The sequence below is a fragment of the Brevibacillus centrosporus genome (genome assembly GCF_046622605.1).
Classification (GTDB): domain Bacteria; phylum Bacillota; class Bacilli; order Brevibacillales; family Brevibacillaceae; genus Brevibacillus; species Brevibacillus centrosporus.
Window position 1 is genome coordinate 1,971,078 of record NZ_CP176856.1, and the last position, 22,949, is coordinate 1,994,026.

The 22,949-nt window shown below is 51.9% G+C and carries 20 protein-coding genes; 19 read left to right on the forward strand and 1 reads right to left on the reverse strand.

Annotated elements, in window-relative coordinates; genetic code table 11:
• Positions 1-28 precede the first annotated feature (28 nt).
• The 4 genes from lonB to ACLIN2_RS10150 all read left to right on the forward strand — a co-directional run bounded on the left by lonB (position 29) and on the right by ACLIN2_RS10150 (position 6,343).
• Complete coding sequence (lonB, locus tag ACLIN2_RS10135; protein ID WP_301171171.1) at positions 29-1,726, forward strand: ATP-dependent protease LonB; 1,698 nt, start codon at positions 29-31, stop codon at positions 1,724-1,726.
• Positions 1,727-1,962: 236 nt separating this feature from the next.
• Entirely contained in the window at positions 1,963-4,302 is a 2,340-nt protein-coding gene (gene lon / locus ACLIN2_RS10140) for an endopeptidase La (RefSeq protein WP_400582601.1), read from the forward strand.
• Complete coding sequence (yihA, locus tag ACLIN2_RS10145; RefSeq protein ID WP_092269680.1) at positions 4,299-4,955, forward strand: ribosome biogenesis GTP-binding protein YihA/YsxC; 657 nt, start codon at positions 4,299-4,301, stop codon at positions 4,953-4,955. Before lon ends, yihA begins: the two co-directional genes overlap by 4 nt.
• A 35-nt stretch (positions 4,956-4,990) precedes the next feature.
• On the forward strand, positions 4,991-6,343 hold the full coding sequence (locus ACLIN2_RS10150) for a protein O-GlcNAcase (protein WP_411503967.1): 1,353 nt from the start codon (positions 4,991-4,993) through the stop codon (positions 6,341-6,343).
• 78 nt (positions 6,344-6,421) lie between these two features.
• On the opposite strand, the gene ACLIN2_RS10155 is transcribed toward ACLIN2_RS10150, so the two are convergent.
• Positions 6,422-7,363 (reverse strand): DMT family transporter, encoded by a 942-nt coding sequence (locus tag ACLIN2_RS10155; protein ID WP_246070948.1) that lies wholly within the window; start codon positions 7,361-7,363, stop codon positions 6,422-6,424.
• A gap of 258 nt (positions 7,364-7,621) precedes the next feature.
• Between ACLIN2_RS10155 and hemA the strand changes: the two genes are divergently transcribed.
• The 15 genes from hemA (at position 7,622) to hemY (ending at position 22,691) form a co-directional block, all read left to right on the forward strand.
• Positions 7,622-8,977, forward strand: a complete 1,356-nt coding sequence (gene hemA, locus ACLIN2_RS10160) for a glutamyl-tRNA reductase (RefSeq protein ID WP_411503968.1) — start codon at positions 7,622-7,624, stop codon at positions 8,975-8,977.
• Between the two features lie 29 nt (positions 8,978-9,006).
• Positions 9,007-9,825, forward strand: coding sequence for a cytochrome C assembly family protein (locus ACLIN2_RS10165; protein WP_122959666.1), 819 nt, complete (start codon positions 9,007-9,009; stop codon positions 9,823-9,825).
• Between the two features lie 20 nt (positions 9,826-9,845).
• Positions 9,846-10,775: a hydroxymethylbilane synthase gene (gene hemC, locus ACLIN2_RS10170; RefSeq protein ID WP_122959665.1), complete on the forward strand. Its 930-nt coding sequence runs from the start codon at positions 9,846-9,848 to the stop codon at positions 10,773-10,775.
• Positions 10,772-11,596 (forward strand): uroporphyrinogen-III synthase, encoded by an 825-nt coding sequence (locus ACLIN2_RS10175; RefSeq protein WP_411503969.1) that lies wholly within the window; start codon positions 10,772-10,774, stop codon positions 11,594-11,596. The genes hemC and ACLIN2_RS10175 overlap by 4 nt, the downstream gene beginning before the upstream one ends.
• Entirely contained in the window at positions 11,580-12,554 is a 975-nt protein-coding gene (gene hemB / locus ACLIN2_RS10180; RefSeq protein ID WP_411503970.1) for a porphobilinogen synthase, read from the forward strand. The genes ACLIN2_RS10175 and hemB overlap by 17 nt, the downstream gene beginning before the upstream one ends.
• Before the next feature lie 7 nt (positions 12,555-12,561).
• A complete protein-coding gene (gene hemL / locus ACLIN2_RS10185) occupies positions 12,562-13,845 on the forward strand; it encodes a glutamate-1-semialdehyde 2,1-aminomutase (RefSeq protein ID WP_400582612.1) in 1,284 nt (427 codons plus the stop codon).
• Positions 13,846-13,951: 106 nt separating this feature from the next.
• Positions 13,952-14,440 (forward strand): GyrI-like domain-containing protein, encoded by a 489-nt coding sequence (locus ACLIN2_RS10190; protein ID WP_411503971.1) that lies wholly within the window; start codon positions 13,952-13,954, stop codon positions 14,438-14,440.
• Between the two features lie 110 nt (positions 14,441-14,550).
• On the forward strand, positions 14,551-15,345 hold the full coding sequence (locus tag ACLIN2_RS10195) for an alpha/beta fold hydrolase (RefSeq protein WP_411503972.1): 795 nt from the start codon (positions 14,551-14,553) through the stop codon (positions 15,343-15,345).
• Between the two features lie 90 nt (positions 15,346-15,435).
• Positions 15,436-17,310, forward strand: coding sequence for a bifunctional metallophosphatase/5'-nucleotidase (locus ACLIN2_RS10200; RefSeq protein ID WP_411503973.1), 1,875 nt, complete (start codon positions 15,436-15,438; stop codon positions 17,308-17,310).
• A gap of 108 nt (positions 17,311-17,418) precedes the next feature.
• A complete protein-coding gene (locus ACLIN2_RS10205; protein WP_092269654.1) occupies positions 17,419-17,748 on the forward strand; it encodes a PadR family transcriptional regulator in 330 nt (109 codons plus the stop codon).
• Positions 17,735-18,286, forward strand: coding sequence for an HAAS signaling domain-containing protein (locus ACLIN2_RS10210; protein WP_122924777.1), 552 nt, complete (start codon positions 17,735-17,737; stop codon positions 18,284-18,286). Before ACLIN2_RS10205 ends, ACLIN2_RS10210 begins: the two co-directional genes overlap by 14 nt.
• Before the next feature lies 1 nt (position 18,287).
• Entirely contained in the window at positions 18,288-19,136 is an 849-nt protein-coding gene (locus ACLIN2_RS10215) for a DUF4097 family beta strand repeat-containing protein (RefSeq protein ID WP_411503974.1), read from the forward strand.
• A 139-nt stretch (positions 19,137-19,275) separates the two neighbouring features.
• Positions 19,276-20,313 (forward strand): uroporphyrinogen decarboxylase, encoded by a 1,038-nt coding sequence (gene hemE, locus ACLIN2_RS10220; protein ID WP_092269645.1) that lies wholly within the window; start codon positions 19,276-19,278, stop codon positions 20,311-20,313.
• 19 nt (positions 20,314-20,332) lie between these two features.
• Positions 20,333-21,265, forward strand: a complete 933-nt coding sequence (gene hemH, locus ACLIN2_RS10225; RefSeq protein ID WP_092269642.1) for a ferrochelatase — start codon at positions 20,333-20,335, stop codon at positions 21,263-21,265.
• Positions 21,266-21,278: 13 nt separating this feature from the next.
• Positions 21,279-22,691: a protoporphyrinogen oxidase gene (gene hemY / locus ACLIN2_RS10230; protein WP_411503975.1), complete on the forward strand. Its 1,413-nt coding sequence runs from the start codon at positions 21,279-21,281 to the stop codon at positions 22,689-22,691.
• The last annotated feature ends 258 nt before the right edge of the window (positions 22,692-22,949 follow it).

Here is a 22,949-nt window from a genome sequence, read left to right on the forward strand (position 1 = left end):
TTACATAGGTGCAGTGGGAGGGATTCAAATGGACTATACGACATTGGTCATTGCCGTCATTGAAGTAGTCGTTGGGATCGTAATCGGGACCTACTTTTGGAATTTGCTGCGAGCACAACGGAATACCAAGACGTCCACGGAAAAAGAGTCGAGAAAGGATCTGGATTCGATTCGGCGGATGAGAATGGTGGCTTTGACGGAGCCGCTATCCGAGAAGACGAGACCGTCCACGCTGGAGGAGATCGTCGGACAAGAGGATGGGCTGCGTGCATTGCGGGCAGCGCTGTGCGGACCAAACCCACAGCATGTCATCGTATATGGGCCGCCGGGAGTAGGCAAAACGGCAGCAGCCAGGGTCGTTCTGGAGGAAGCCAAGAAAAATCAGCTTTCCCCCTTTACTGCGGATGCCAAATTCATTGAGATTGATGCGACGATTGCGCGATTTGACGAACGCGGGATAGCGGATCCGTTGATTGGCTCCGTCCATGATCCGATCTACCAAGGAGCAGGCTCCCTCGGTCAGGCAGGGATTCCCCAGCCGAAGCCAGGAGCGGTTACCAAAGCACACGGAGGAATGCTGTTCCTCGACGAAATTGGCGAGCTACATCCTGTGCAAATGAACAAACTGCTGAAGGTGCTGGAAGACCGTAAAGTCATGCTGGAAAGCGCTTATTACAGCGAGGAAAACAGCCAAATTCCCTCGCATATTCACGACGTGTTCAAGTATGGGCTGCCTGCTGACTTTCGTTTGGTGGGAGCCACGACGCGATTGCCGGAGGAACTGCCTGCCGCGCTGCGCTCCCGTTGTCTGGAGATCTTTTTCCGTCCATTGAAGCCAGGTGAGATTGGCAGCATCGTGCGTACGGCAGTTGCCAAGATGGAACTGGATATTGAGGATGCGGCAGTTTCTGTCATTGAGCGCTATGCGACAAACGGACGGGAAGCGATCAACACGCTGCAAATCTCCGCTGGGATCGCTTTGACGGAGGAACGGAAAAATATCGTCGCCGCAGATGTAGAGTGGGTGATGCACAGCAGCCAGAAATCGCCGCGCCCGGAAAAACAGGTGCATGAAACCCCGCAAATCGGCTTGGTCAACGGTCTTGCCGTCTATGGCCCCAACATGGGCAGTGTGATGGAGCTTGAGGTAACAGCATCGCCAGCCATGGTCAACGGCCAAGGGAAAATGGCGATTACGGGAATGGCAGAGGAAGAGGAAATGGGCAGTCGCAGCAGGACCATTCGCCGAAAATCGATGGCGAGAGGTTCCGTGGAAAACGTGTTGACCGTTTTGCATCGCATGGGCATACGTCCATACGATTACGATCTGCACATCAATTTTCCAGGTGGGATTCCTGTAGATGGACCATCAGCAGGAATTACGATTGCAACAGCGATTTACTCTGCAATCCGCGGCATTCCGGTTGACAACCGTTTGGCGATGACCGGTGAAGTCAGCATACATGGGAAAGTGAAGCCAGTGGGCGGGGTGGTTGCCAAGGTCGAAGCGGCCAGACAAGCAGGGGCGACACGCGTCCTCATTCCTGAGGAGAACTGGCAAAGCATTTTTGCAGAGATGAAAGGCATTGAGATTATCCCGGTATCGACGGTTGCCCAAGTGATGGAGCTCGCGGTACCTGAACAGGCCGAGCCCGAGGCGGAAACGACGGGCTTTACGCTGCAGCTTCCTGCTGAGGATCTGGCATCTTCGCCATTTTCCTTGTAACACTCGGGAGCGCATGCAAATTAGACATCGCATGGCGTTTGCGCTACAATGGAAAAAAGCTTCTGCTTGCAAAGAGTAGGGGGCCGCTATTCCTTGGCCCGCTTTGCTTTTGGGGGCGCCGTACGGGAGCGAAAACGGCTATTTCAGCCGTTTTTGCATGTACGACCAAAAGACTGAAAACTCTTAAGCTGACTCATTGCAAGAGGGATAGATTCAACAAGGAGAGGTGCATCCGCTTGGGCGAACGTTCCGGTAAACGAGAATTACCGCTTCTCCCGCTGCGTGGCTTGCTTGTGTATCCGACTATGGTGCTCCATTTGGACGTGGGACGTGAAAAGTCTATTCGTGCCTTGGAGCAAGCGATGGTGGACGACAACAAGATCTTGCTTGCGACACAGGAAGAAGTACACATAGAGGAACCAGATGCTGAGCAAATCTACAGCATCGGAACCGTTGCGCGCGTAAAACAGATGCTGAAGCTGCCAAACGGTACCATTCGTGTATTGGTAGAAGGCTTGCAGCGTGCCAAAATCGAGGAATATCTTCAACAGGAAGATTATTTCGTCGTGTCCATTACATATTTGCAGGAAGAAAAAGCTGAGGAAAACGAAGTGGAAGCGTTGATGCGTTCGCTGCTCAACCACTTTGAGCAATACATCAAGCTGTCGAAAAAGGTTTCTCCGGAGACGCTCACATCCGTACAGGACATCGAGGAGCCGGGCAGACTTGCTGACGTGATTGCTTCTCATTTGCCTTTGAAAATGAAGGACAAACAGGAAATTCTCGAGACGATTAACATCCAGGAGCGTCTGGAGATTCTGCTCACGATCCTGAACAACGAGCGCGAGGTGCTGGAGCTCGAGCGCAAGATTGGCAACCGAGTAAAGAAGCAGATGGAGCGCACGCAGAAGGAATACTACCTGCGTGAGCAAATGAAGGCGATTCAAAAAGAGCTGGGCGACAAGGACGGCCGCCAGAGCGAAGTAGATGAGCTGCGTGCTCAGCTGGAAAAGTCCGATGCACCTGAGCGGATCAAAACCAAGATCGAAAAAGAGCTGGAGCGTCTGGAAAAAATGCCGTCGACCTCCGCAGAGGGCTCTGTCATTCGTACGTATATTGATACGCTGTTTGCGTTGCCGTGGACAAAGACGACCGAGGATAACCTCGACATCAAGCATGCAGAAGAAGTACTGGACGAAGATCACTACGGTCTGGAAAAGCCAAAAGAGCGCGTGCTGGAGTACTTGGCTGTCCAAAAGCTCGTCAATTCCATGCGTGGCCCGATTCTTTGTCTGGTCGGCCCTCCTGGGGTAGGGAAAACGTCACTCGCTCGCTCAGTTGCTCGTGCACTCGGCCGTGAGTTTGTCCGTATTTCCCTCGGTGGTGTGCGGGACGAAGCAGAGATTCGGGGTCATCGCCGCACATACGTAGGGGCCTTGCCAGGACGGATTATCCAGGGAATGAAGCAGGCTGGCACGATTAATCCTGTATTTTTGCTGGATGAGATCGACAAGCTCGCATCTGACTTCCGCGGCGATCCTGCTTCCGCTCTTCTGGAAGTGCTCGACCCAAACCAGAATGACAAGTTTAGCGATCATTATATAGAAGAAACGTATGACCTGACGAACGTGATGTTCATTACGACGGCGAACAGCCTCGACACCATTCCGCGTCCACTGCTCGACCGGATGGAGGTCATCTCGATCTCCGGCTACACCGAGCTGGAGAAGCTGAACATCCTGCGTGGCTACCTGCTGCCTAAGCAAATGGAAGACCACGGTCTGGGTAAAGATAAGCTGCAAGTAAATGAGGATGCAATGCTCAAGCTCGTGCGTTTGTACACGCGCGAAGCCGGGGTGCGCAATCTGAATCGCGAAGCGGCAAACGTATGTCGAAAAGCGGCCAAGATCATCGTGAGCGGAGAGAAAAAGCGCGTAGTGGTTACGGCCAAAACGTTGGAAGCTTTGCTCGGTAAACCTCGCTATCGCTACGGTCTGGCTGAGAAACAGGATCAGGTTGGTTCCGTCACAGGATTGGCATGGACACAGGCTGGCGGCGACACGCTGAATGTAGAAGTGAGCATTTTGGCGGGGAAAGGCAAGCTGACTCTGACTGGTCAATTGGGCGACGTAATGAAAGAGTCGGCGCAAGCTGCATTCAGCTACATCCGCTCTCGTGCCAACGAATGGGGGATCGACCCCGACTTCCATGAGAAGAACGACATCCACATCCACGTACCAGAAGGCGCGATTCCTAAAGACGGTCCGTCTGCAGGGATTACGATGGCAACCGCATTGGTGTCTGCTCTGACAGGAATTCCGGTGAAAAAGGAAGTCGGAATGACGGGCGAAATTACCCTGCGTGGCCGTGTGCTGCCGATTGGTGGCCTGAAAGAAAAATGCATGTCTGCACACCGCGCAGGCTTGACGACGATCATTTTGCCAAAGGACAACGAAAAAGACATCGAGGACATTCCAGAAAGCGTTCGCGAAGCCCTTACTTTCTATCCGGTTGAGCATTTGGACGAAGTGCTGCAGCATGCTCTAACGAAACAACCGGTAGGTGAAAAGAAATGAAAGTAACATCATCCGAGTTTATCATAAGCGCTGTTGGACCCAAGCAATACCCGGAGGACGGCCTGCATGAGATCGCTCTCGTGGGCCGTTCCAACGTCGGTAAGTCATCCCTTTTGAACAAAATGATGAATCGCAAAGGTCTGGCGCGTATCAGCTCCCGTCCAGGGAAAACGCAAACCTTGAACTACTTTCGCGTCAACAACATGCTCTATTTTGTAGACTTTCCTGGCTACGGCTACGCGAAAGTAGCGAAGACCATCAAAGAGCAATGGGGCAAGATGATTGAAGGCTATTTGAAGAATCGCCAGGAGCTGCGCTTCGTGATTCAGCTGGTCGATATTCGCCACGCACCGAGCAAGGACGATATCGCCATGTATGACTGGTGCAAGCAAATCGGGATTCCGACTGTGGTGGTGGCGACCAAAGGCGATAAAATTGCACGTGGACGCTGGCTGCAGCATACAAAAGTAATCCGTCAAAGTCTGCGTTTGCGCGGAGATGACACAATCATCGTCTTCTCCTCGGAGACAGGACAGGGTAAAGATGAGCTATGGGGAGAAATTCTCCGCCGCTTGCGTGGTGGCGATCAGACGGCAGAAGTGGCGGAGACACCCGTGGAAACTCCTGCGCCTGTAGCAGGTAAAAACGACTGACGCTATTTCCGGAGGGGGAAGGGGAGGCAGCATTCGTGAGCGAGGTTGCACGCTTTGCCATACGTGGCGTAATCGAAGGTTTTTACGGAACGCCCTGGACGCATGCAGAGCGGCTGGACATGATCCATTTCCTTGGCAGACATGCCTACAACACCTATTTTTATTCCCCAAAGGACGATTTGTACTTGCGGGAAAAATGGATGGAAAAGCATCCAGAAGCGGCTGAGCGTGAAATTGACGAGCTGATCCGGCAGACCGTAAAAGACAAGGTCCAATTCGTCTACTGCCTCAGTCCGGGATTGAGTATGGAGTACAGCAATCAGGAGCATACCAACTTGCTTTTGAGGAAATACCGCATGATGTACGACAAAGGGGTTCGGTTTTTTGCTCTGCTGTTTGATGATATTCCGATGCACCTCCTGCACGCGGCGGATACAGCGCGATACGATCATTTGGCGGCAGCCCATGTCGATGTCACGATGCGTGTGTGGAGTGAGCTGAAAAGCTGGTCGCAGTCGATCAAATTGGCAATCTGTCCAACCCAGTACAACGGGCTTGGAAAAGAACCGTACGTCCAGTATGTGGGAATGCATCTGCCAAAGGGGATCGATCTTTTCTGGACAGGTCGTTTTGTCTGCTCCCCATTTTTAACGGATGGCGACGCACAGCGATTTCAGAAATATACGAATCACAAGCCTTTGTACTGGGACAATTATCCCGTGAATGATTTGGCGATGGCAAACGAGCTGCATATCGGTCCGCTGCGTCACCGGGACCCCGATCTGTGGAGTCATTCTGAAGGCTACGTGGCGAATGCGATGTCCAGGCCGGAATGCTCGAAGATTCCTTTGATTACGACGGCGGCTTACCTGCGCGATCCGCTGGGCTACGATCCGCAGACGGCGTGGGAAGAAGCTGTAAATGAGGTAGTCGGTGAAAAGGACGCAGCTGCCTTTATGCGCTTCGCTGATAACGTGCAGAGCTCCTTTCTGAACGAAATCGAATCTCCGCGGATGATGGAAGCCCTGCTCAAGTTTCGCTTTCAATTTCTTCAGGGAGACCGACAGGAGGCGGTAGCGCAGCTGCAGTCTCTGTTTGTCGAAATGGAGGAAGCCGCAGAGCAGCTGCTGCAGGGAATGACCAATCAAAAGCTCGCACTCGAATGCAGGCCATGGCTCGAAAAGTACCGCCACTGGGCGAAAGTCGGCCAATCGGCTGTCGGTCTGGTCGAGGCAGGGACGAGTGGAAGGCTGACACAGGCTGCCTTTCACCTGCTGAAGCTGAAGCAATGGCTGAAGCGGACGGAGAAGCTGCCGCAAAAAGTATGCGGGCAAGTCATGAATCTGTTTGTCGAGGCGGTCATGCAGGAGGTTCGGAAGGCGACCTGATTGCCCCTACAGAAAAACAAAAAGGTTCCCCTCTCGATCCGTGAGAAGGGAACCTTTTTGTATCAGATGGAACTTATCTTATACAGATTCGCTGCTATCATTCGGTTTGTTCTTTTCTACCCGACTGCTGCGGATCCATTCCTGGATGGGAAGCTCTGCCAGTATCATCCCGATGAAGATCAGCAGACAGCCGACGAGCTGTCGTCCGTTCAAGACTTCGTGGATGAAGATGTAGGAGGTCAGTGCGGCGAATACGGGTTCCAGTGCAAAAATAAGCGCGACCCTGGTCGAGCTGGTCTGCTTTTGCAGGGCCGTCTGTGCCAGAAAGGCCAAGGCTGTTGCAAAGATAGAAGTGATGATGAGCCCGAATGCAACTTCTGTCTGGAACAAAATGTGTGGATCAAAGGCACGACTGTAATCCTCAAAGAAGAACGCGTAGATCCAGCTCATGATCGCTACGGTTCCAAGCTGGGTGATGGCAAGCGGCAGGGCGGAAAATTGCGGCGCGTACTTTCCGGTAAAGACGATTTGCATCGCAAAGCAGATCGCACAGCCGAATACGAGAATGTCACCAAGATTAAAAGAGAACTCTTGATTTTGTGTTAGAAGGTACAGACCAAATGCAGCAAGGATAACCCCGACAACTGCTGCCGGTTTGGCACGCTCTTTTAATAGAAGCATGGAGAACAACGGTACCAGAACGACAGACAGACCTGTGATGAAGCCTGCTTTCGATGGCGTCGTGTAGAGAAGCCCCACTGTTTGCAGAGCGTAGCCGAGGCAGAGCCAAAACCCGAGGATCACGCCGGATTTGACCAGCTGGCGGCTCCAATCCTTCCAACGATGACGGTACAAGAAGACTTGTATGATGAGCAAAAAGAGTGCAGCGATGGTAAAGCGAACCGCATTAAACGTGTTTGGAGGAAGCAACTCGATCGCCTGTTGGACGACCAGGAAAGTAGACCCCCAGATAAAAGCAATTAATAGCAGTGTGAAATCTGCCACCCATGGTTTTTTCAATGCTTCTAATCTCCCCTCCACCAACATTCGAAATGTTATGGTTTTTCTCTTATCTAGCCTGCATCTTAAGCCATTCTACAGGGGAAAGCAAGGGAATGGAACCATGAGTTTCGATATGAAAACCGACTCCGCCGGATGGAAAGTGCACGCCGTTAATAAATTTTTCACAATTACTCGTGGTCGATTCTGGACATAATGTTATAATAATAGTGCATTTTACACATGGTGTATGTAAGCACGTCATGCTGGGAGGACATTATGGATATTCTTTTGCTGGGCCTCAATTATAAAACGGCGCCTGTCGAAATACGCGAAAAATTTACGTTTAGTGACGATGGGACCGCCCGTGCTCTTCATCTACTCTCCCAGACGAAGAGTATTGCGGAATGTATCATTCTCGGTACGTGCAATCGCACGGAGATTTATGTCGTATGTGATCAGGCCAACATCGGCCGTGACTATACACGTCGCTTTTTAGCGGAATGGTTTGGTGTGGAGAAAGAGCAATTTAAGGATCATTTGTATATAAAGGAAAACGAAGAGGCGATAGACCATCTGTTCCGTGTATCTTCTGGACTGGATTCCATGGTCGTAGGAGAGACGCAGATTTTGGGACAGGTGCGTGACGCTTTCTTGCTGGCGCAGGAGCATGCGACGACGGGCACTGTGTTTAACATGCTGTTCAAGCAAGCGATTACGTTTGCCAAGCGTGCGCATACCGAGACAGCGATTGGTCAAAATGCCGTATCGGTCAGCTACGCGGCTGTTGAGCTCGGGAAGAAGATTTTCGGTTCCTTTGCAGGGAAATCGGTGCTGATCGTAGGGGCAGGCAAGATGAGTGAGCTGACAGCCAAGCATTTGCATGCGAATGGCTCGGAAAAAGTGATCGTGGCCAATCGCACACTGGAAAGAGCGCAGCTGCTGGCCGAGAAATTCAAAGGGGACTCCTGTACGATGGAGCAGCTGCCAGCGGCGCTGCTCGAAGCAGACATCGTCATCAGCTCGACTGGGGCAAACGGCTACGTCCTGGGCAAAAACGAACTGGCTCCGATCATGAAAAAGCGCAAGCATCGTCCACTGTTCATGGTCGATATCGCGGTACCGCGTGATTTAAACCCTGATTTGCACGATCTGGACAATGTGTTTCTCTATGATATCGACGATCTGGAAGGCATCGTGGCGAGCAACGTGGCTGAGCGTTCCCGTGAAGCAGATCGCATCGATGCCATGATTCAGGACGAGATCCTCGCTTTTTCCAACTGGTATCAAACGCTTGGCGTGGCACCTTTGATTGCTGCTCTGCGTGAAAAGACGCTGGGTGTCCAGGTGGAAGCGATGCGCAAGATCGAAAACAAGCTGCCTAACCTGACAGAGCGCGACCTACATATCATTCGCAAGACGACAAAAGGGATCGTGAATCAGCTCATGCATGATCCGGTGGTGCGCTTGAAAGAGATGGCGGCTTCAAAAGATGGCGAGGAAGTTTTGGAGATGTTCTCCAAGATGTTTGCCTTGGAGGATATTTTGGAACGTACAGAAAAGGAAGCCAAGTGGGCAGACGAGAAAACCAAACAAGTAGCTTCTCCCGCGCCCGCGATTAGAGCAAACCGATAGAAACCGATGGGAAAGAGGGGAGAGAGTGCATGGCCGAGGTGAGATGGATCTACGACCTGACGATCTTTCTCTACGCTGCAAGTGTTCTCTTCTATTTTAACGACTTCTTGCAAAGCAACCGGAAAGTCAATCGTTTGGCTTTCGGGTTGCTTGTTGTCGTTTGGGCCTTGCAAACTGCTTTTTTTGTTTCACAGACAATCATGAAGACGTATTTTCCTGTCATCACTTTGTTTGAAACGCTCTTTTTTTATTCATGGGTGTTGGTAAGTCTCTCACTTGCCATTCACTATTTTTTTCGAATAGACTTACTGGTGTTTTTTACGAATATTATCGGGTTTGTCGTTCTGGTCATGTCCATGTTTTTGCCGGAGACACCGATCGTCGCCGTATCGAGCGTTTTGCAGTCCGAGCTGCTGTTGACACATGTAACGCTGGCGATGTTCAGCTACGGCGCATTTTCCTTGTCCCTGATTTTTTCCGGCATGTACCTGCTGCAGCATAAAATGCTCAAGGAACGCCGATGGACACCGCTGCTGCGGAGGCTACCGAGCCTCGATCAGCTGGAGAGCTACGCATACCGGATGAACATGCTCGGTGTGCCCATGCTGTTGCTTTCGATTGTATTGGGGATTATTTGGGCGAAAATGGTACTGCCGGATAAATTTATGCTGGATGCCAAGGTGGTCCTTTCTCTCATCGTGCTAGCCAGCTATTCCTTCTGGGTTTATAAAAGATACAGGGATACGATGCCGATTCGCAAAATGCAGATTTGGAACATCCTTGCATTCGCTTTGCTTTTGATCAACTTTTTTGGAGCGAATACTTCAACATTTCACAGCTGGTGGTAAAGCTGTTCTAGGAGGCAGTCATGAAAAAATGGAACGTGGGTACGCGGCGCAGCAGATTGGCGCTGATTCAGACGAATTGGGTGGTAGACCGTCTGAAGGAGATCGCGCCGGAAGCGGATTTTGCTCTGCATGAGATCGTGACCAAGGGCGACCGCATCCTCGATGTGACCTTGTCTAAGGTCGGGGGAAAAGGCTTGTTTGTAAAAGAGATTGAACAGTCTCTGTATGATAAAGAAACGGATTTTGCCGTACACAGCTTGAAGGACATGCCTGCAGAGCTTCCGGAGGGGCTGGTCATTGGCGCGATTCCCAAACGAGTGGATCCGCGAGATGTGCTGCTCTCGAAGGACGGAAAAACGCTGGATGAACTCCCGGAAGGAGCGATTGTGGGAACGAGCAGTCTGCGCCGTGCCGCACAGCTGATGGCGTATCGTCCTGACATCCAGATCGAGTCCTTGCGCGGAAACATCGACACTCGTATGCGCAAGCTTGCGGAAGGAAACTTCGACGGGATCATCCTGGCCGCAGCTGGATTGGAGCGTGCGAGCTTCGATGGAACGATCTCTCAGTACCTGCCAGTCGAAATCTCTTTGCCTGCAGTAGGGCAGGGTGCACTCGCAATCGAATGCCGTGCTGATGATACAGAGACGCTAGAGCTGCTGCGTCAGCTGGATCATCAACCGACGAGATTGGCGGTAACAGCTGAACGCAGCTTCCTGCACAAACTGCAGGGCGGCTGCCAGGTGCCGATCGGTGCGTATGCGACGATTGGAGAAGGCGACCTGATCACGATGACGGGAATGGTCGGTTCCCCGGATGGCAAGCAAATGTTTAAAAATACCGCGAGCGGTACGGATCCTGTTGCTCTGGGTATACAAGTAGCGGAGGCACTGCTTGCCCAAGGCGCCGGAGAGGTGCTGGCCCAAGTGCTGCGGGAGAATGAGCAATGAGAATGACAGATGCGCAGCTCGAATCTGCTGGACCGCTGGCAGGCAAGCGCATCATGGTCACGCGGGCTCGCAGCCAGGTGCGGGAGCTCGTAGGAAAGATAGAGGCTCTGGGAGGAGAGGCTTATGCCTTTCCTCTTCTGAAAATGGTTGCGCCCGATGATCCAAGTCAGGTGGATGAAGCGATTGCTCAGCTCGAGACGTTTGACTGGCTGATCTTTACCAGTGTGAACGGCGTTCAGTTCTTTTTGGAGCGGATGCGAGCCGTCGGAGCTGGTATCGAAATGATCCGTGCCGAGGTGGCAGCAGTTGGCCCGAAAACAGCCGCAGCTTTGCAAAAAGAGGGGCTGAGCGTTGCTGTCATCCCTTCGGATTATGTAGCAGAAGGGCTGCTTTCGAGCTTGCATGATCGGCTTGTTCCCGGTCAGCGTGTGCTGCTCCCAAGGGCGGACATTGCTCGCAAAACTTTGCCGCAAGAATTGGTTCGACTAGGATTGGAAGTGACGGAAGTAGATGTGTATCATACCGTCATCGATGCTGAGCTGGCACCTGAAGCGGCTCGGCGCATTCATAACCACGACATTGATGGAATCCTGTTTACCAGCTCTTCCACCGTGACTCATTTTGTGCAGGCCATGGCTCCTTTTGCCCAGGAAGGATGGCTCGATCAGGTGACAATCGCCTGCATCGGTCCTATCACAGCGGAAACGGCACAGAAAAATGGGCTGAAGGTTCAGGTGGTCGCAACGGAGTTTACTGTGGAGGGCTTGCTTACAGCTTTGATAGAGAAACTGGGAGGGAATAGACATGGCACAAACATTTGACCGTCATCGCCGCCTGCGTAGTAGTGCGGCCATGCGCAATCTGGTTCGGGAAAACCACGTACGGATGGAGGACCTGATCTACCCGCTGTTCGTTGTAGAAGGAAGCAATGTGAAAAAAGAGATTCCTTCCATGCCAGGCGTGTACCAGTTTTCCCTGGATCAATTGGCAATCGAGATGAAGGAAGTCGTTGGGGCAGGTATTGAATCGGTCATCATGTTTGGTGTACCGGAAGCGAAAGATGCGTGCGGTACTGGCGCGTACGATGACAGTGCGATTACCCAGCAGGCGATTCGTCTGATTAAAGAAGCTTACCCAGAAATGATCGTGATCGCGGACACCTGCCTGTGTGAGTACACCGATCACGGACACTGTGGCGTCATCCACGATGGAGATGTGGATAACGACGAGTCGCTCAAGCTTTTGGCGCAAACGGCTGTATCCCAAGCGAGGGCCGGAGCTGACATCATCGCGCCTTCCAACATGATGGACGGCTTTGTGATTGCCATCCGTGAAGCGCTCGACGAAGCTGGCTTTACGCATATTCCGATCATGTCCTATGCGGTTAAATACGCTTCTGCTTTCTACGGTCCTTTCCGCGATGCAGCGAATTCTGCTCCACAGTTCGGCGACCGCAAAACGTATCAAATGGATCCGTCCAACTCGCGTGAAGGCTTGCGTGAAGCTGCCTCTGACGTAAAAGAGGGCGCGGACTTCTTGATCGTCAAGCCAGGCTTGGCTTTCATGGACATGGTGGTGCGTCTGCGTGAAAACTTCAACCAGCCTATCGTGGCTTACAACGTGAGCGGCGAGTACTCCATGGTGAAGGCAGCAGCTGCCAATGGCTGGATCGATGAAGAGCGTATCGTGATGGAGACATTGGTCGGCTTCAAGCGTGCGGGTGCCGATCTGATCATTACATATCACGCCAAAGACGTTTCCAAATGGCTGAAAGGGTGACGAGAGCATGAAGAGAGAAAAATCGACACAGCTCTTTGCGGAAGCACAGCACTACATTCCAGGCGGGGTTAACAGCCCGGTACGTGCTTTCAAAAGTGTAGGTGGCAACCCGGTTTACATCGAAAAGGGAGAAGGCTCCCATATCTTTGATGTAGACGGCAACAGCTATATTGATTACATCGGATCCTGGGGTCCGCTGATTCTCGGACATGCGCATCCACGCGTGCTGTCAGCGATTACGGAAGTCGCAGCACTTGGAACGAGCTTTGGTGCACCAACCGAGCGCGAAACCGAAATGGCAAAGCTCGTATGCGAGCTGGTGCCATCGGTAGAAGTGGTGCGGATGGTAAACTCCGGTACGGAAGCGACTATGAGCGCATTGCGTCTCGCTCGCGGCTACACCAAGCGCAATAAAATCATGAAATTCGAAGGCTGCTATCACGGTCATGCCGACAGCCTTCTGATCAAGGCCGGTTCCGGTGTCGCGACGCTCGGACTGCCTGACAGCCCAGGCGTACCTGAAGGAACCGCGATCAATACCATTACCGTTCCGTACAACGATTTGGAAAGCGTAAAGCTTGCTTTCTCCTCGTATGGAGACGATATCGCTGCAGTGATCGTCGAGCCGATCGGCGGCAACATGGGGGTAGTTCCTCCGGTTGCAGGTTTCCTGGAAGGCTTGCGTGAGATCACACAGCAATACGGAACACTGCTCATTTTCGATGAAGTGATGACAGGCTTCCGTGTCGCACGCGGTGGAGCGCAGGAGCTGTTTGGCATTACACCTGATCTGACCACGATGGGGAAAGTGATCGGTGGCGGACTGCCAGTCGGCGCATATGGCGGCAAACGGGAAATCATGCAGCAAATCGCACCGGCCGGTCCTATCTATCAGGCAGGGACGCTCTCCGGCAACCCGCTGGCAATGGCTGCGGGTCTGACTACGCTGCAAGAGCTCAGCAAACCGGGCGCTTACGAGTATCTAGAAAAGCTGTCCGCGCGTCTGGCAGAAGGCTTGGCGGACAATGCTGCGAAGCTCGGCATCCCGCATACGCTCAATCGCGTTGGATCCATGGTCTGTCTGTTCTTTACCGATACACCGGTTATCAACTACGAGACAGCCAAAACCTCCGATCTGGAGCGGTTCTCTGCCTACTTCAGCCATCTGCTGGAGGAAGGCATCATGATCCCACCGTCCCAATTTGAAGGCATGTTTGTCTCCCTGGCACACACGGAAGCGGATATCGAAAGAACGATTGAAGCAAGCTATCAAGCGATGAAAAAACTGTAGGAAGTATACTGAGAGCTTCTCCTGAACGGATCAGGAGAGGCTTTCTTTTTTTGCGGGTTGTCCTTTCGACTATGGTAAAATAGAAGAAAAAAATGGGAATAGGGGCGTGAAGCAGGTGGAAGGAAGAATCGTGGTCGTACCACAGAAGTTGCTGATTGGAGTGAGCTTTTCAGGGACTTTCCCAGCCCTGGCTGCAGAAATGCCAAAAGTATGGGAAATGTTTTTGCAAAGACAGCCAGAAATTGCCCAAGTGATCGACCCGCATGTCCGTTACGACATCAGCAGCGAAAATCAGAAGTACCAATTCTTTACGGAGTACATCGCTGTCGAAGTGGAAGCATTTGCCCAGATTCCCGCAGGTATGGTCGGTTTGACGCTGCCCGAGAAGACCTATGCCCGTTTTAGGCATGAAGGCCCCATGGAGCAGGTGCAGCAAACGTATCTCGGTGCGTTCCAATGGGTGAAAGACAATGGGCATCTGGTAGATGAGCAAGCGCTGCGTATGGAGCGGTACGACGATCGGTTCGTCCCCTCGGTGCATGCTTCCGAGCGCAAAGAAAATGCGTACGAAATCTACCTGCCCCTGAGTTCCTAGTCCGGGACTGACTACCGGCTGTTCGATCTCTTGTGTACGAGCCCCATCAAAAGAGGGAATACTATCCTTTGAAAGCTCTATTGAAAAAAGCCTGGAAAGGAAGATCACATTTGGAAAAACAGATACAGCTCGAAAATGACGTGCATGTCGTCTATCAGGAGGAAGGCAGCGGCACGAAAACGGTCGTTTTGCTGCACGGTTTTTGCGGCAGCTCTGGTTATTGGCAGAAAGTTCTCCCTGCGCTTTCTCCATCCTTTCGCGTCATCGCGGTTGATTTGAGAGGTCATGGGGGCAGCTCCGCTCCAGAAGAGACGTATTCGATGGAAACATTTGCAGAAGATCTCGCCCAGTTTGTGGACAAGCTTGGGGTGGGACCCATTCATTTGTTTGGGCATTCACTGGGCGGGTATGTGACCCTCGCCTTCGCGCAGAAGTATCCGGACAAGCTGGCCAGTTTTGGGCTGATTCATTCGACAGGCTATCCAGACGATGAGGCAGCGAAGGCAAATCGGGACAAAGGGGCTGAAAACATTCGGGAAAACGGCATGGAGCCATTTATCAAGGCACTGATCCCGAAACTGTTTGCGCCTGGTCATGTGGCGACGATGCCTGAAAACGTGCAGCTGGCAAAGGAGATCGGACTGTTCACGAAGCCAGTCGGAGCCATTCAGACATTAAAAGGAATGCGCGATCGCGTAGATCGTACCGAAGTTCTGCAGCAAACAAAGCTCCCCGTGCTATTAGTCGCGGGTGAAGAGGATCAAATCATTCCTGCTGAAAAAACGTTCACTGCAAATGGGGAAAACATCGAGCAAGTGAAACTGCAGGGTGCTGGTCATATGGGGATGCTGGAGGCACCGGAACAGCTGACAGAAGCAATCGTCCGTTTCGTGTCGAAAAATTAGATAATTCTCACCAATGGCCTAGTAAATTTTGCTATAATGGACAAGGAAATTCTATCAATATAGATACATATGAGAGAGGGGAATTCCCAAATGAAAAAGGCACGTCGTATCACGATGACAGCTTTTGCATCGGTGGTCTTTGCTTCCATGATGGCTACCTCTGCATTTGCTGCACCGCTTCATCCTGTACAGCACGCTGACTGGATGGTCAAAAAATCCATCATCTCCGCTGGTCAAAACGGCGATCTGGCTCTGGATCGCAGCGTAACACTGGCAGAAGCAACGGTTGTCTTTGCAAAACTGAAAGGCGCACAAATCGCTGCACCTGCAAAAGGCGAAAGCTGGTCTGCTCCTTACCTGGCTTGGGCAAAAGCACAAGGCGCTGTCTCTGCAGAGGATGCGGCAAAAGCAACGCAAGTTCTCACCTCCACCAAGCTGGCAGAAGTAGCAAGCAAACTGGGCTACAAGATCGCATTGGAAAACAAAGCGACAGTAACGCGTGGCGATTTCTTCAACGCCTTGGGTGAAGCTGCTACTACGCATATCACGCTTGCTCATACCAACGATACACATGGACATATCCAAGAAGACACCGCACAAAAAGAATTCGGCTATGCGAAAATCGCTACGCTCATTAAAGAGTGGCGCGCAGAAAATCCAAACTTCTTGCTGCTGGATGCAGGTGACACCTTCCAAGGAACGGTATTTGTGAACCAGTTCAAAGGGGAGTCCATCCTGCCTATCCTCAACAGCCTGGACTACACGCTGATGACGGCTGGTAACCACGAGTTTGATTTTGGCTACGAGCAATTGCTGAAGCTGCGCGATTCCCTGGATCATCCCGTGATCAATGCAAACGTATTTACCGCAGATGGCAAAAACCTGCTGGTACCGACGTACAAAGCGGAGATCGGCGGCAAGAAGTTCGCGTTTGTGGGCTTTGTAGCAGAAGATACGCCTGTTCTGACTCACCCGAACAACGTAAAAGGCCTGACGTTCAAAAGCCCGGTAGAAGTGGCTAAAACGATCGTGCCTGAGCTGAAAAAGGAAGCCGATCACGTAGTGGTAGTCTCCCATATCGGTGTGGACGTAGACCGTGAAATCGCGAAAAACGTACCGGGAATCGATCTGATCGTAGGCGGTCATTCCCATACGCCACTGAAAGCACCAGAAGTAGTAAACGGCACCTACATCGTTCAAGACTGGGAGTACGGCAAGTCTCTCGGACGTGCTGACTTGTACTATCTGGGCGAAGAGCTCGTTGCCTTTTCCGGCGGATTGAAAGAGTACGATGAAACCGTCCAAGCGGATCCAGAAGTGGACAAAATGGTAAAAGACGTCGTGTCTCAGATTGACAGCGTAATGAACGTAGTGATCGCGAAGTCCGAAGTACCTTTGGATGGCGACCGCGCACTGGTTCGTGCGAAAGAAACCAACGTCGGAAACCTGATCGCGGACATCATGCTGGAGCGCACGCAGTCCATCAAAGGCCATGAAGCAGATGTAGCACTGGCAAATGGCGGAGGAATCCGTACCCAGCTGAACGCAGGCGACATCACCAAGAAAAACCTGTACACGCTCCTGCCGTTTGAAAACAATACCTTGTCCATCGTAGAAGTAACCGGTGAAGAGCTGAAAGCAGCACTGGAAAACGGGGTAAGCCAAGTAGAAACAGGTGCTGGACGCTTCCCGCAAATCAGCGGCATGAGCTTCTCGTACAACCCGACCAAACCGGCTGGCGAACGTGTGATCGAGGTAAAAGTTGGCGACAAGCTGCTTGACCTGACCAAAACGTACAAAGTGGCTACCATTGACTTCCTGGCAGCTGGCGGAGATGGCTATGAGTCCTTCAAAAAGCCATTCTTCAATACAGGCTTGTCGATGTACAGTGTCGTAGAAGAAGCACTGATCAAGCGCCAAGTGGTCAATCCAAAAGTGGAAGGCCGCATTGTAGAAGTCAAATAAGGACGTTTAGCAAGGGCAGGGCGCTGCAAGGCACCCTGTCCTTTTCTTCGTAAAGTACCTTGCAATATACAGTACCTGTTTGGTAAACTTTGACATGGGTGATGGGCATTGAATGTGCAATTTAAAAAAGGCGTTTTGGAGCTTTGTGTCTTGGTTTTGACGGCCAAGCGTGACAGGTACGGCTACGAGCTTGTTGCGAGCATCTCGGAAAAGTTTCACATCGCCGAAGGTACGGTCTATCCCTTGCTGCGTCGGTTGACTCAGGATGGTTACTTTACCACATATCTGATGGAATCACAGGAAGGGCCGCCGCGCAAATACTACCGGTTGACAAAGCAAGGGCGTGAGTATATGAACGATCTTGTTTTGGAGTGGCGCATTTTTGACCGCGGTGTCAACCAGATCATAGGGGAGGGACTCGGTTATGACGAGACGTGAGTTCATGGATGAAATGGGCTCGTTGCTAAGCGAATTGCCAGACAAGGAACGGCTCGATATTTTGGCAGACTATACCGAGCATTTTTTGATGGGGATACAGGAAGGAAAAAATGAGCATGAGATCGCAGAGGCATTGGGAAGTCCCAAGCTGCTGGCTCGTGAGCTGCTTGCAGGGTACCGGATCAATCAGGCGCAGTCCAACGCTTCCGTTGGAAACATGACCCGTGCCATCGTGGCCACCGTCAGTCTCGGCTTTTTTAATTTGATATTCGTGCTGGGGCCGTTCTTGGCTTTGATCGGGGTGCTGATCTCCTGTTATTGTGTAGCTGTGACTCTGCTGGCGGCGCCGCTGGGGATGGTGGTTCAGTACGGTATCCCAACGGTTTCCCAGGAAAGGCTCTTTTTGCTGTTCGGCAGTCTGGCCTCTGTTGGATTGGGTGGCATGCTGATCATCGGCCTGCTGCGTCTAACCAGATGGATGTATCGGCAATTTTTGCGGTATCTCCAGTTCAACGTGCAAATGATCAGGGGGAAATAAAATGAGAAACGTAGCAAAGAAGCTGTTCGGTCTCTGCTTGCTGCTCTTTATCATTGGAGTAGCCGGACTTGGTTGGCTATTTTCCAAGCAGGAGCAGTTTGCATTTTCCTTAAAGACAATCGACGAGGCTCGAACCATGGAACAGAAGGTCAAAGCATTGGATTTGTCGGTCGACACGACGGATGTCTTGATCAAAAAGAGCGATACGGGTTCGACCATGGTCCGGCTGGTAGGGGAAACGGCAGAAGACGATGTGGACAGAATTCAATTTGAGAGCAATGTGGACGCAGATGGAACGCTGCGCGTGAGTGTGCGAAAGCCCATGCAGTTCAAACCGTTTTTCATGGGGAATGGCCATTTGCGGGTAGAAGTCATGCTGCCGGAAGCAGTCTACGATTCCATTTCCCTGGAAACGGCTACGGGCGATATCAAGAGCGAAGCGATCGCAGCCAAGGAAGCAAATGTGACCTCGAGCACAGGAGATATCGACATCGCAGGATTTACGGGAGACAGGCTCACTCTCGAAACGGATACCGGGGATATGAAGCTTTTGAACATTCGATCGGCTCTGACTATCGAAAGCAGTACAGGAGACGTGTCCAAATTAGCGCTGCCTGAGCTTATGCACGATGTGGATATTCGTACGGACACAGGAGACATACGCCTCCTCACTGAGAAAAAGCCACAAGAAGCCAAATTGGAGCTGCAAACAGATACAGGCGATATTCAAGTGGATTGGCCAGGGTTGAATTACGAACAAAAAGAAGAGCATTACGTGAAAGCTTCGGCTGGTTCGGGTGGTTCCATTCTTTCCGTAAAAACATCGACAGGCGATATTCGCATTCAATAGGGGAAGATTGGAAAGACTGATGGAATAGCTTGGCAAAACGAGAAACGAAAAGATTTTGACACAAAAGGTCCCTACATTGTCGAATGCCCAATGGTATCATAGGGTAGGGGAAGATTCTTGTGTAAAGAGAGGTTTATTCATGACCGCAAAACCATTTAACGATACGTTTTTGAAAGCATGTCGAAAGGAAGCGACGGACCATGTACCAGTTTGGTACATGCGGCAAGCTGGACGTTACCAGCCTGAATACCGTGCGATCCGGGCGAAGCATAGCTTTTTTGAAATGAATTACATACCGGAAGTCTGTGCGGAAGTAACGCGTTTGCCAGTGGAGCAGCTGGGCGTGGATGCAGCTATCCTGTTTGCCGATATTATGACGCCACTCAAGCCGATTGGGGTCGATGTGAACATTGAATCGGGAATTGGTCCAGTGATTGCCAATCCGATTCAGTCACTTGCAGATGTACAGCGACTGCATGAGCTGGAACCAGAAACGCATGTTCCGTACATTTTGGAGTCGATCAAGATTTTGCGCCAGCAGCTGTCTGTGCCGCTGATCGGTTTCGCGGGTGCGCCGTTTACGCTTGCCAGCTATATGATTGAGGGCGGCCCTTCGAAGCATTACCATAAAACAAAAGCATTCATGTATACCGAGCCACAAGCATGGCAAGCGCTGATGGACCGACTAGGCGACTTGACGATTACGTACCTCAAAGCACAGGTCGCAGCAGGTGCACAGGCTGTTCAGGTGTTTGACTCCTGGGTAGGTGCATTGAACGACGAGGACTACCGTGAATATATTACTCCAGTGATGACCCGCATTTTCCATGCATTGAAGGACACGGGCGTTCCCACCATTTACTTCGGAATCGGTGCGGGACATCTCTTGATGGACTGGAATGCTCTTCCGGTGGACGTCGTGGGTCTGGATTGGCGCACGTCGATCACTACGGCGAGAGAAATGGGCGTAACCAAGACGCTGCAGGGCAATCTGGATCCTACCTTGCTCTTGGCGCCATGGGAAAAGCTCGAGTCCAAGGCAAAGGAAATTTTGGATGAGGGAACCCGTCAGCCAGGCTTCATTTTCAATCTGGGCCACGGTGTCTTCCCTGATGCGAAGGTAGAGACTTTGCAAAAGCTGACCCAGTTCATTCACAGCTACAAACGCAACTTGTAAGCCAGGAGGCGTATGGACGATGGCAAAAAGAAAGACGGGGCTGCTGATGATGGCCTATGGCACACCGCGCAGCAGCGAAGATATTGAACCGTACTACACACATATCCGACGCGGAAGAAGACCTCCACAGGAGCAGCTGGACGATCTGAAGGCACGCTATGAGGCTGTCGGAGGGCTGAACCGTTTCGCTGAGATTACAGACGAGCAAGTATCGGCATTGGTGAAGGAAATGAACGAGCGTTATCCGGATCGGGAGTTCGTCGGATACCTCGGCCTGAAGCACATTGCCCCTTTTATCGAGGATGCCGTGGAACAGATGAAGCAGGACGGAATTACGGAAGCGGTCAGCCTGGTCCTCGCGCCGCACTACTCCAGCTACAGCGTAAAAGAGTACAACGGCCGGGCCAAGGAGCATGCTGAGGCGATTAATGGCCCAGAGATTCACAGCATCGAGAGCTGGTATCTCGAGCCAGGCTTTATCGACTACTGGGTCAAAGCGATCAACGATACGTTTGCCCAAATGCCGGCTGAGCATCGGGAAAAGGCAGTCGTTATTTTCTCTGCCCATAGCTTGCCGGAAAAAATCTTGAAAGCGGGCGATCCGTATCCGCGCCAGCTGGAGGAAACCGCCAAGCTGATTGCGGAAAAGTCGGGGATTCCTGATTTTGCGATCGGCTGGCAAAGTGCGGGAAACACGCCTGAGCCATGGCTGGGTCCCGACGTTCAGGATCTGACGCGCGAGCTCTATTCGAAATACGGCTTTACCACTTACGTATACTGTCCAGTTGGTTTCGTTGCCGAGCATCTGGAAGTGTTGTACGACAACGATTATGAATGCAAGACGGTCACCGAAGAACTGGGCGTCCAATATTACCGCCCGCCGATGCCGAATGCCAGACCTGCTTTTATCTCCTGTCTGGCCGATGCCGTCGGGAAAAAGCTGGCGGACTAGGGGATCGATTTGTATGAGTGACAAAACCTATCATATTACGATAGTAGGTGGCGGCATCACAGGTTTGACCGCCGCCTTTTATTTGCAGAAGGAAATTGAAGAAAAAGGCTTGCCGATTCAGTTCCAGCTTCTTGAGGAAAATGGACGACTCGGCGGCAAGATTCAGACATGGCGGCATGAAGGCTTTGTCATCGAGCAAGGGCCAGATTCCTTCCTGGAGCGAAAAACAAGCGCGGCGCAGCTAGCGACGGATCTCGGGCTTGCGCAGGAGCTCGTTCGAAACAGCACGGGACAGGCCTACATCTGGCACAACGAACGGCTGATCCCGATTCCTGAAGGGGCTGTCATGGGCGTTCCCACCAAGCTCATGCCGTTTGTCACGACCGATCTGATTTCCTGGTCAGGGAAAATTCGTGCCGCTGCTGACTTGATCTTGCCTGCATCAAGTGGTGACGGGGACATCTCGGTCGGAGAATTTTTCCGCCGCCGCTTGGGTGATGAGGTCATTGAAAATCTGATTCAGCCGTTGCTGTCTGGCGTCTACTCGGGCGATATTGACAACCTGAGTCTCCTCGCCAGCTTCCCGCAATTCGCCCAGATGGAGAAGCAGCACCGCAGTCTCATCCTGGCTATGAAAAAGTCTAGGCCGCAGGCGAAGGTGCAAGGAAAGCCCAAAGGAATTTTTCTCACCCTGAAAAACGGTTTGGAATCGTTGGTTGAGGGGGTTGAGAAGGAGCTGCCAGCCAGTGCCATCCGTAAAAATACAGGGGTCAAAGAGCTGCTGAAGCAGGAATCCGGAAAATATACGCTCGTTATGAAAGACGGGGAGCGGATGGAAACAGATGCCGTTTTGTTCACCGTTCCTCATGCTGTTGCCGAACCGTTATTACGTCCTTATACGTCTGTACCTTCCTTGCCACAGGCAAAGCCCCATATGGTGGCTACGATCAGCATGGCGTTTCCGGAATCAGCTGTTGACTTAGGCTTGGAGGGAACGGGCTTTATCGTTCCTCGCAACGCTGGTGCGAAAATCACAGCGTGTACATGGGCGCATCGTAAATGGCCGCATACGACTCCCGCAGGAGCGGCACTGCTGCGCTGTTTCGTAGGGAAAGCCAAGGAGCAATCGTTCATGGAGCTGACCGATGAAGAAGTCATGGAGCTCGCGCTGCGCGATTTGCACAAAACCATGACGATCCGTCAGAAACCAGACTTCTACCGCGTGACGCGATTGCAGAACGCCATTCCGTACGTCGTGGGCCACCAGGCATGGGCGCGGGACGTTTCCGAAAAAGTGGCGAGCAGCCTCCCGGGAGTCATGCTGGCTGGGGCATCGTACAACGGTGTAGGTGTGCCGGATTGCATCGATCAGGGGAAAAAGGCTGTCCCCCATTTGCTAGAGACTGTTCAGAGATTGAGAAAATGATGATTAGTGCAAAGAAGCCTCGCCTTGTGGAGCGGGCTTCTTTTTTATGCTCTTGAACCCGGATCATCGTGAAATGCCGCAGCTGCCGCAGAAAGGAAAAGCTGGCCGAGGAAAAGGGAGAAAATTTTCCTCCCCTCCGCCAAAGCTCGATCCCAAGCCAGCATCTTCCCATCCTGCATGCCATTCACTGTTTCTAGAATTTCCGGTGCTAAACGACTTGTCCTGTCCATATAGTATAGGGAAATGTCCTGCACCTGA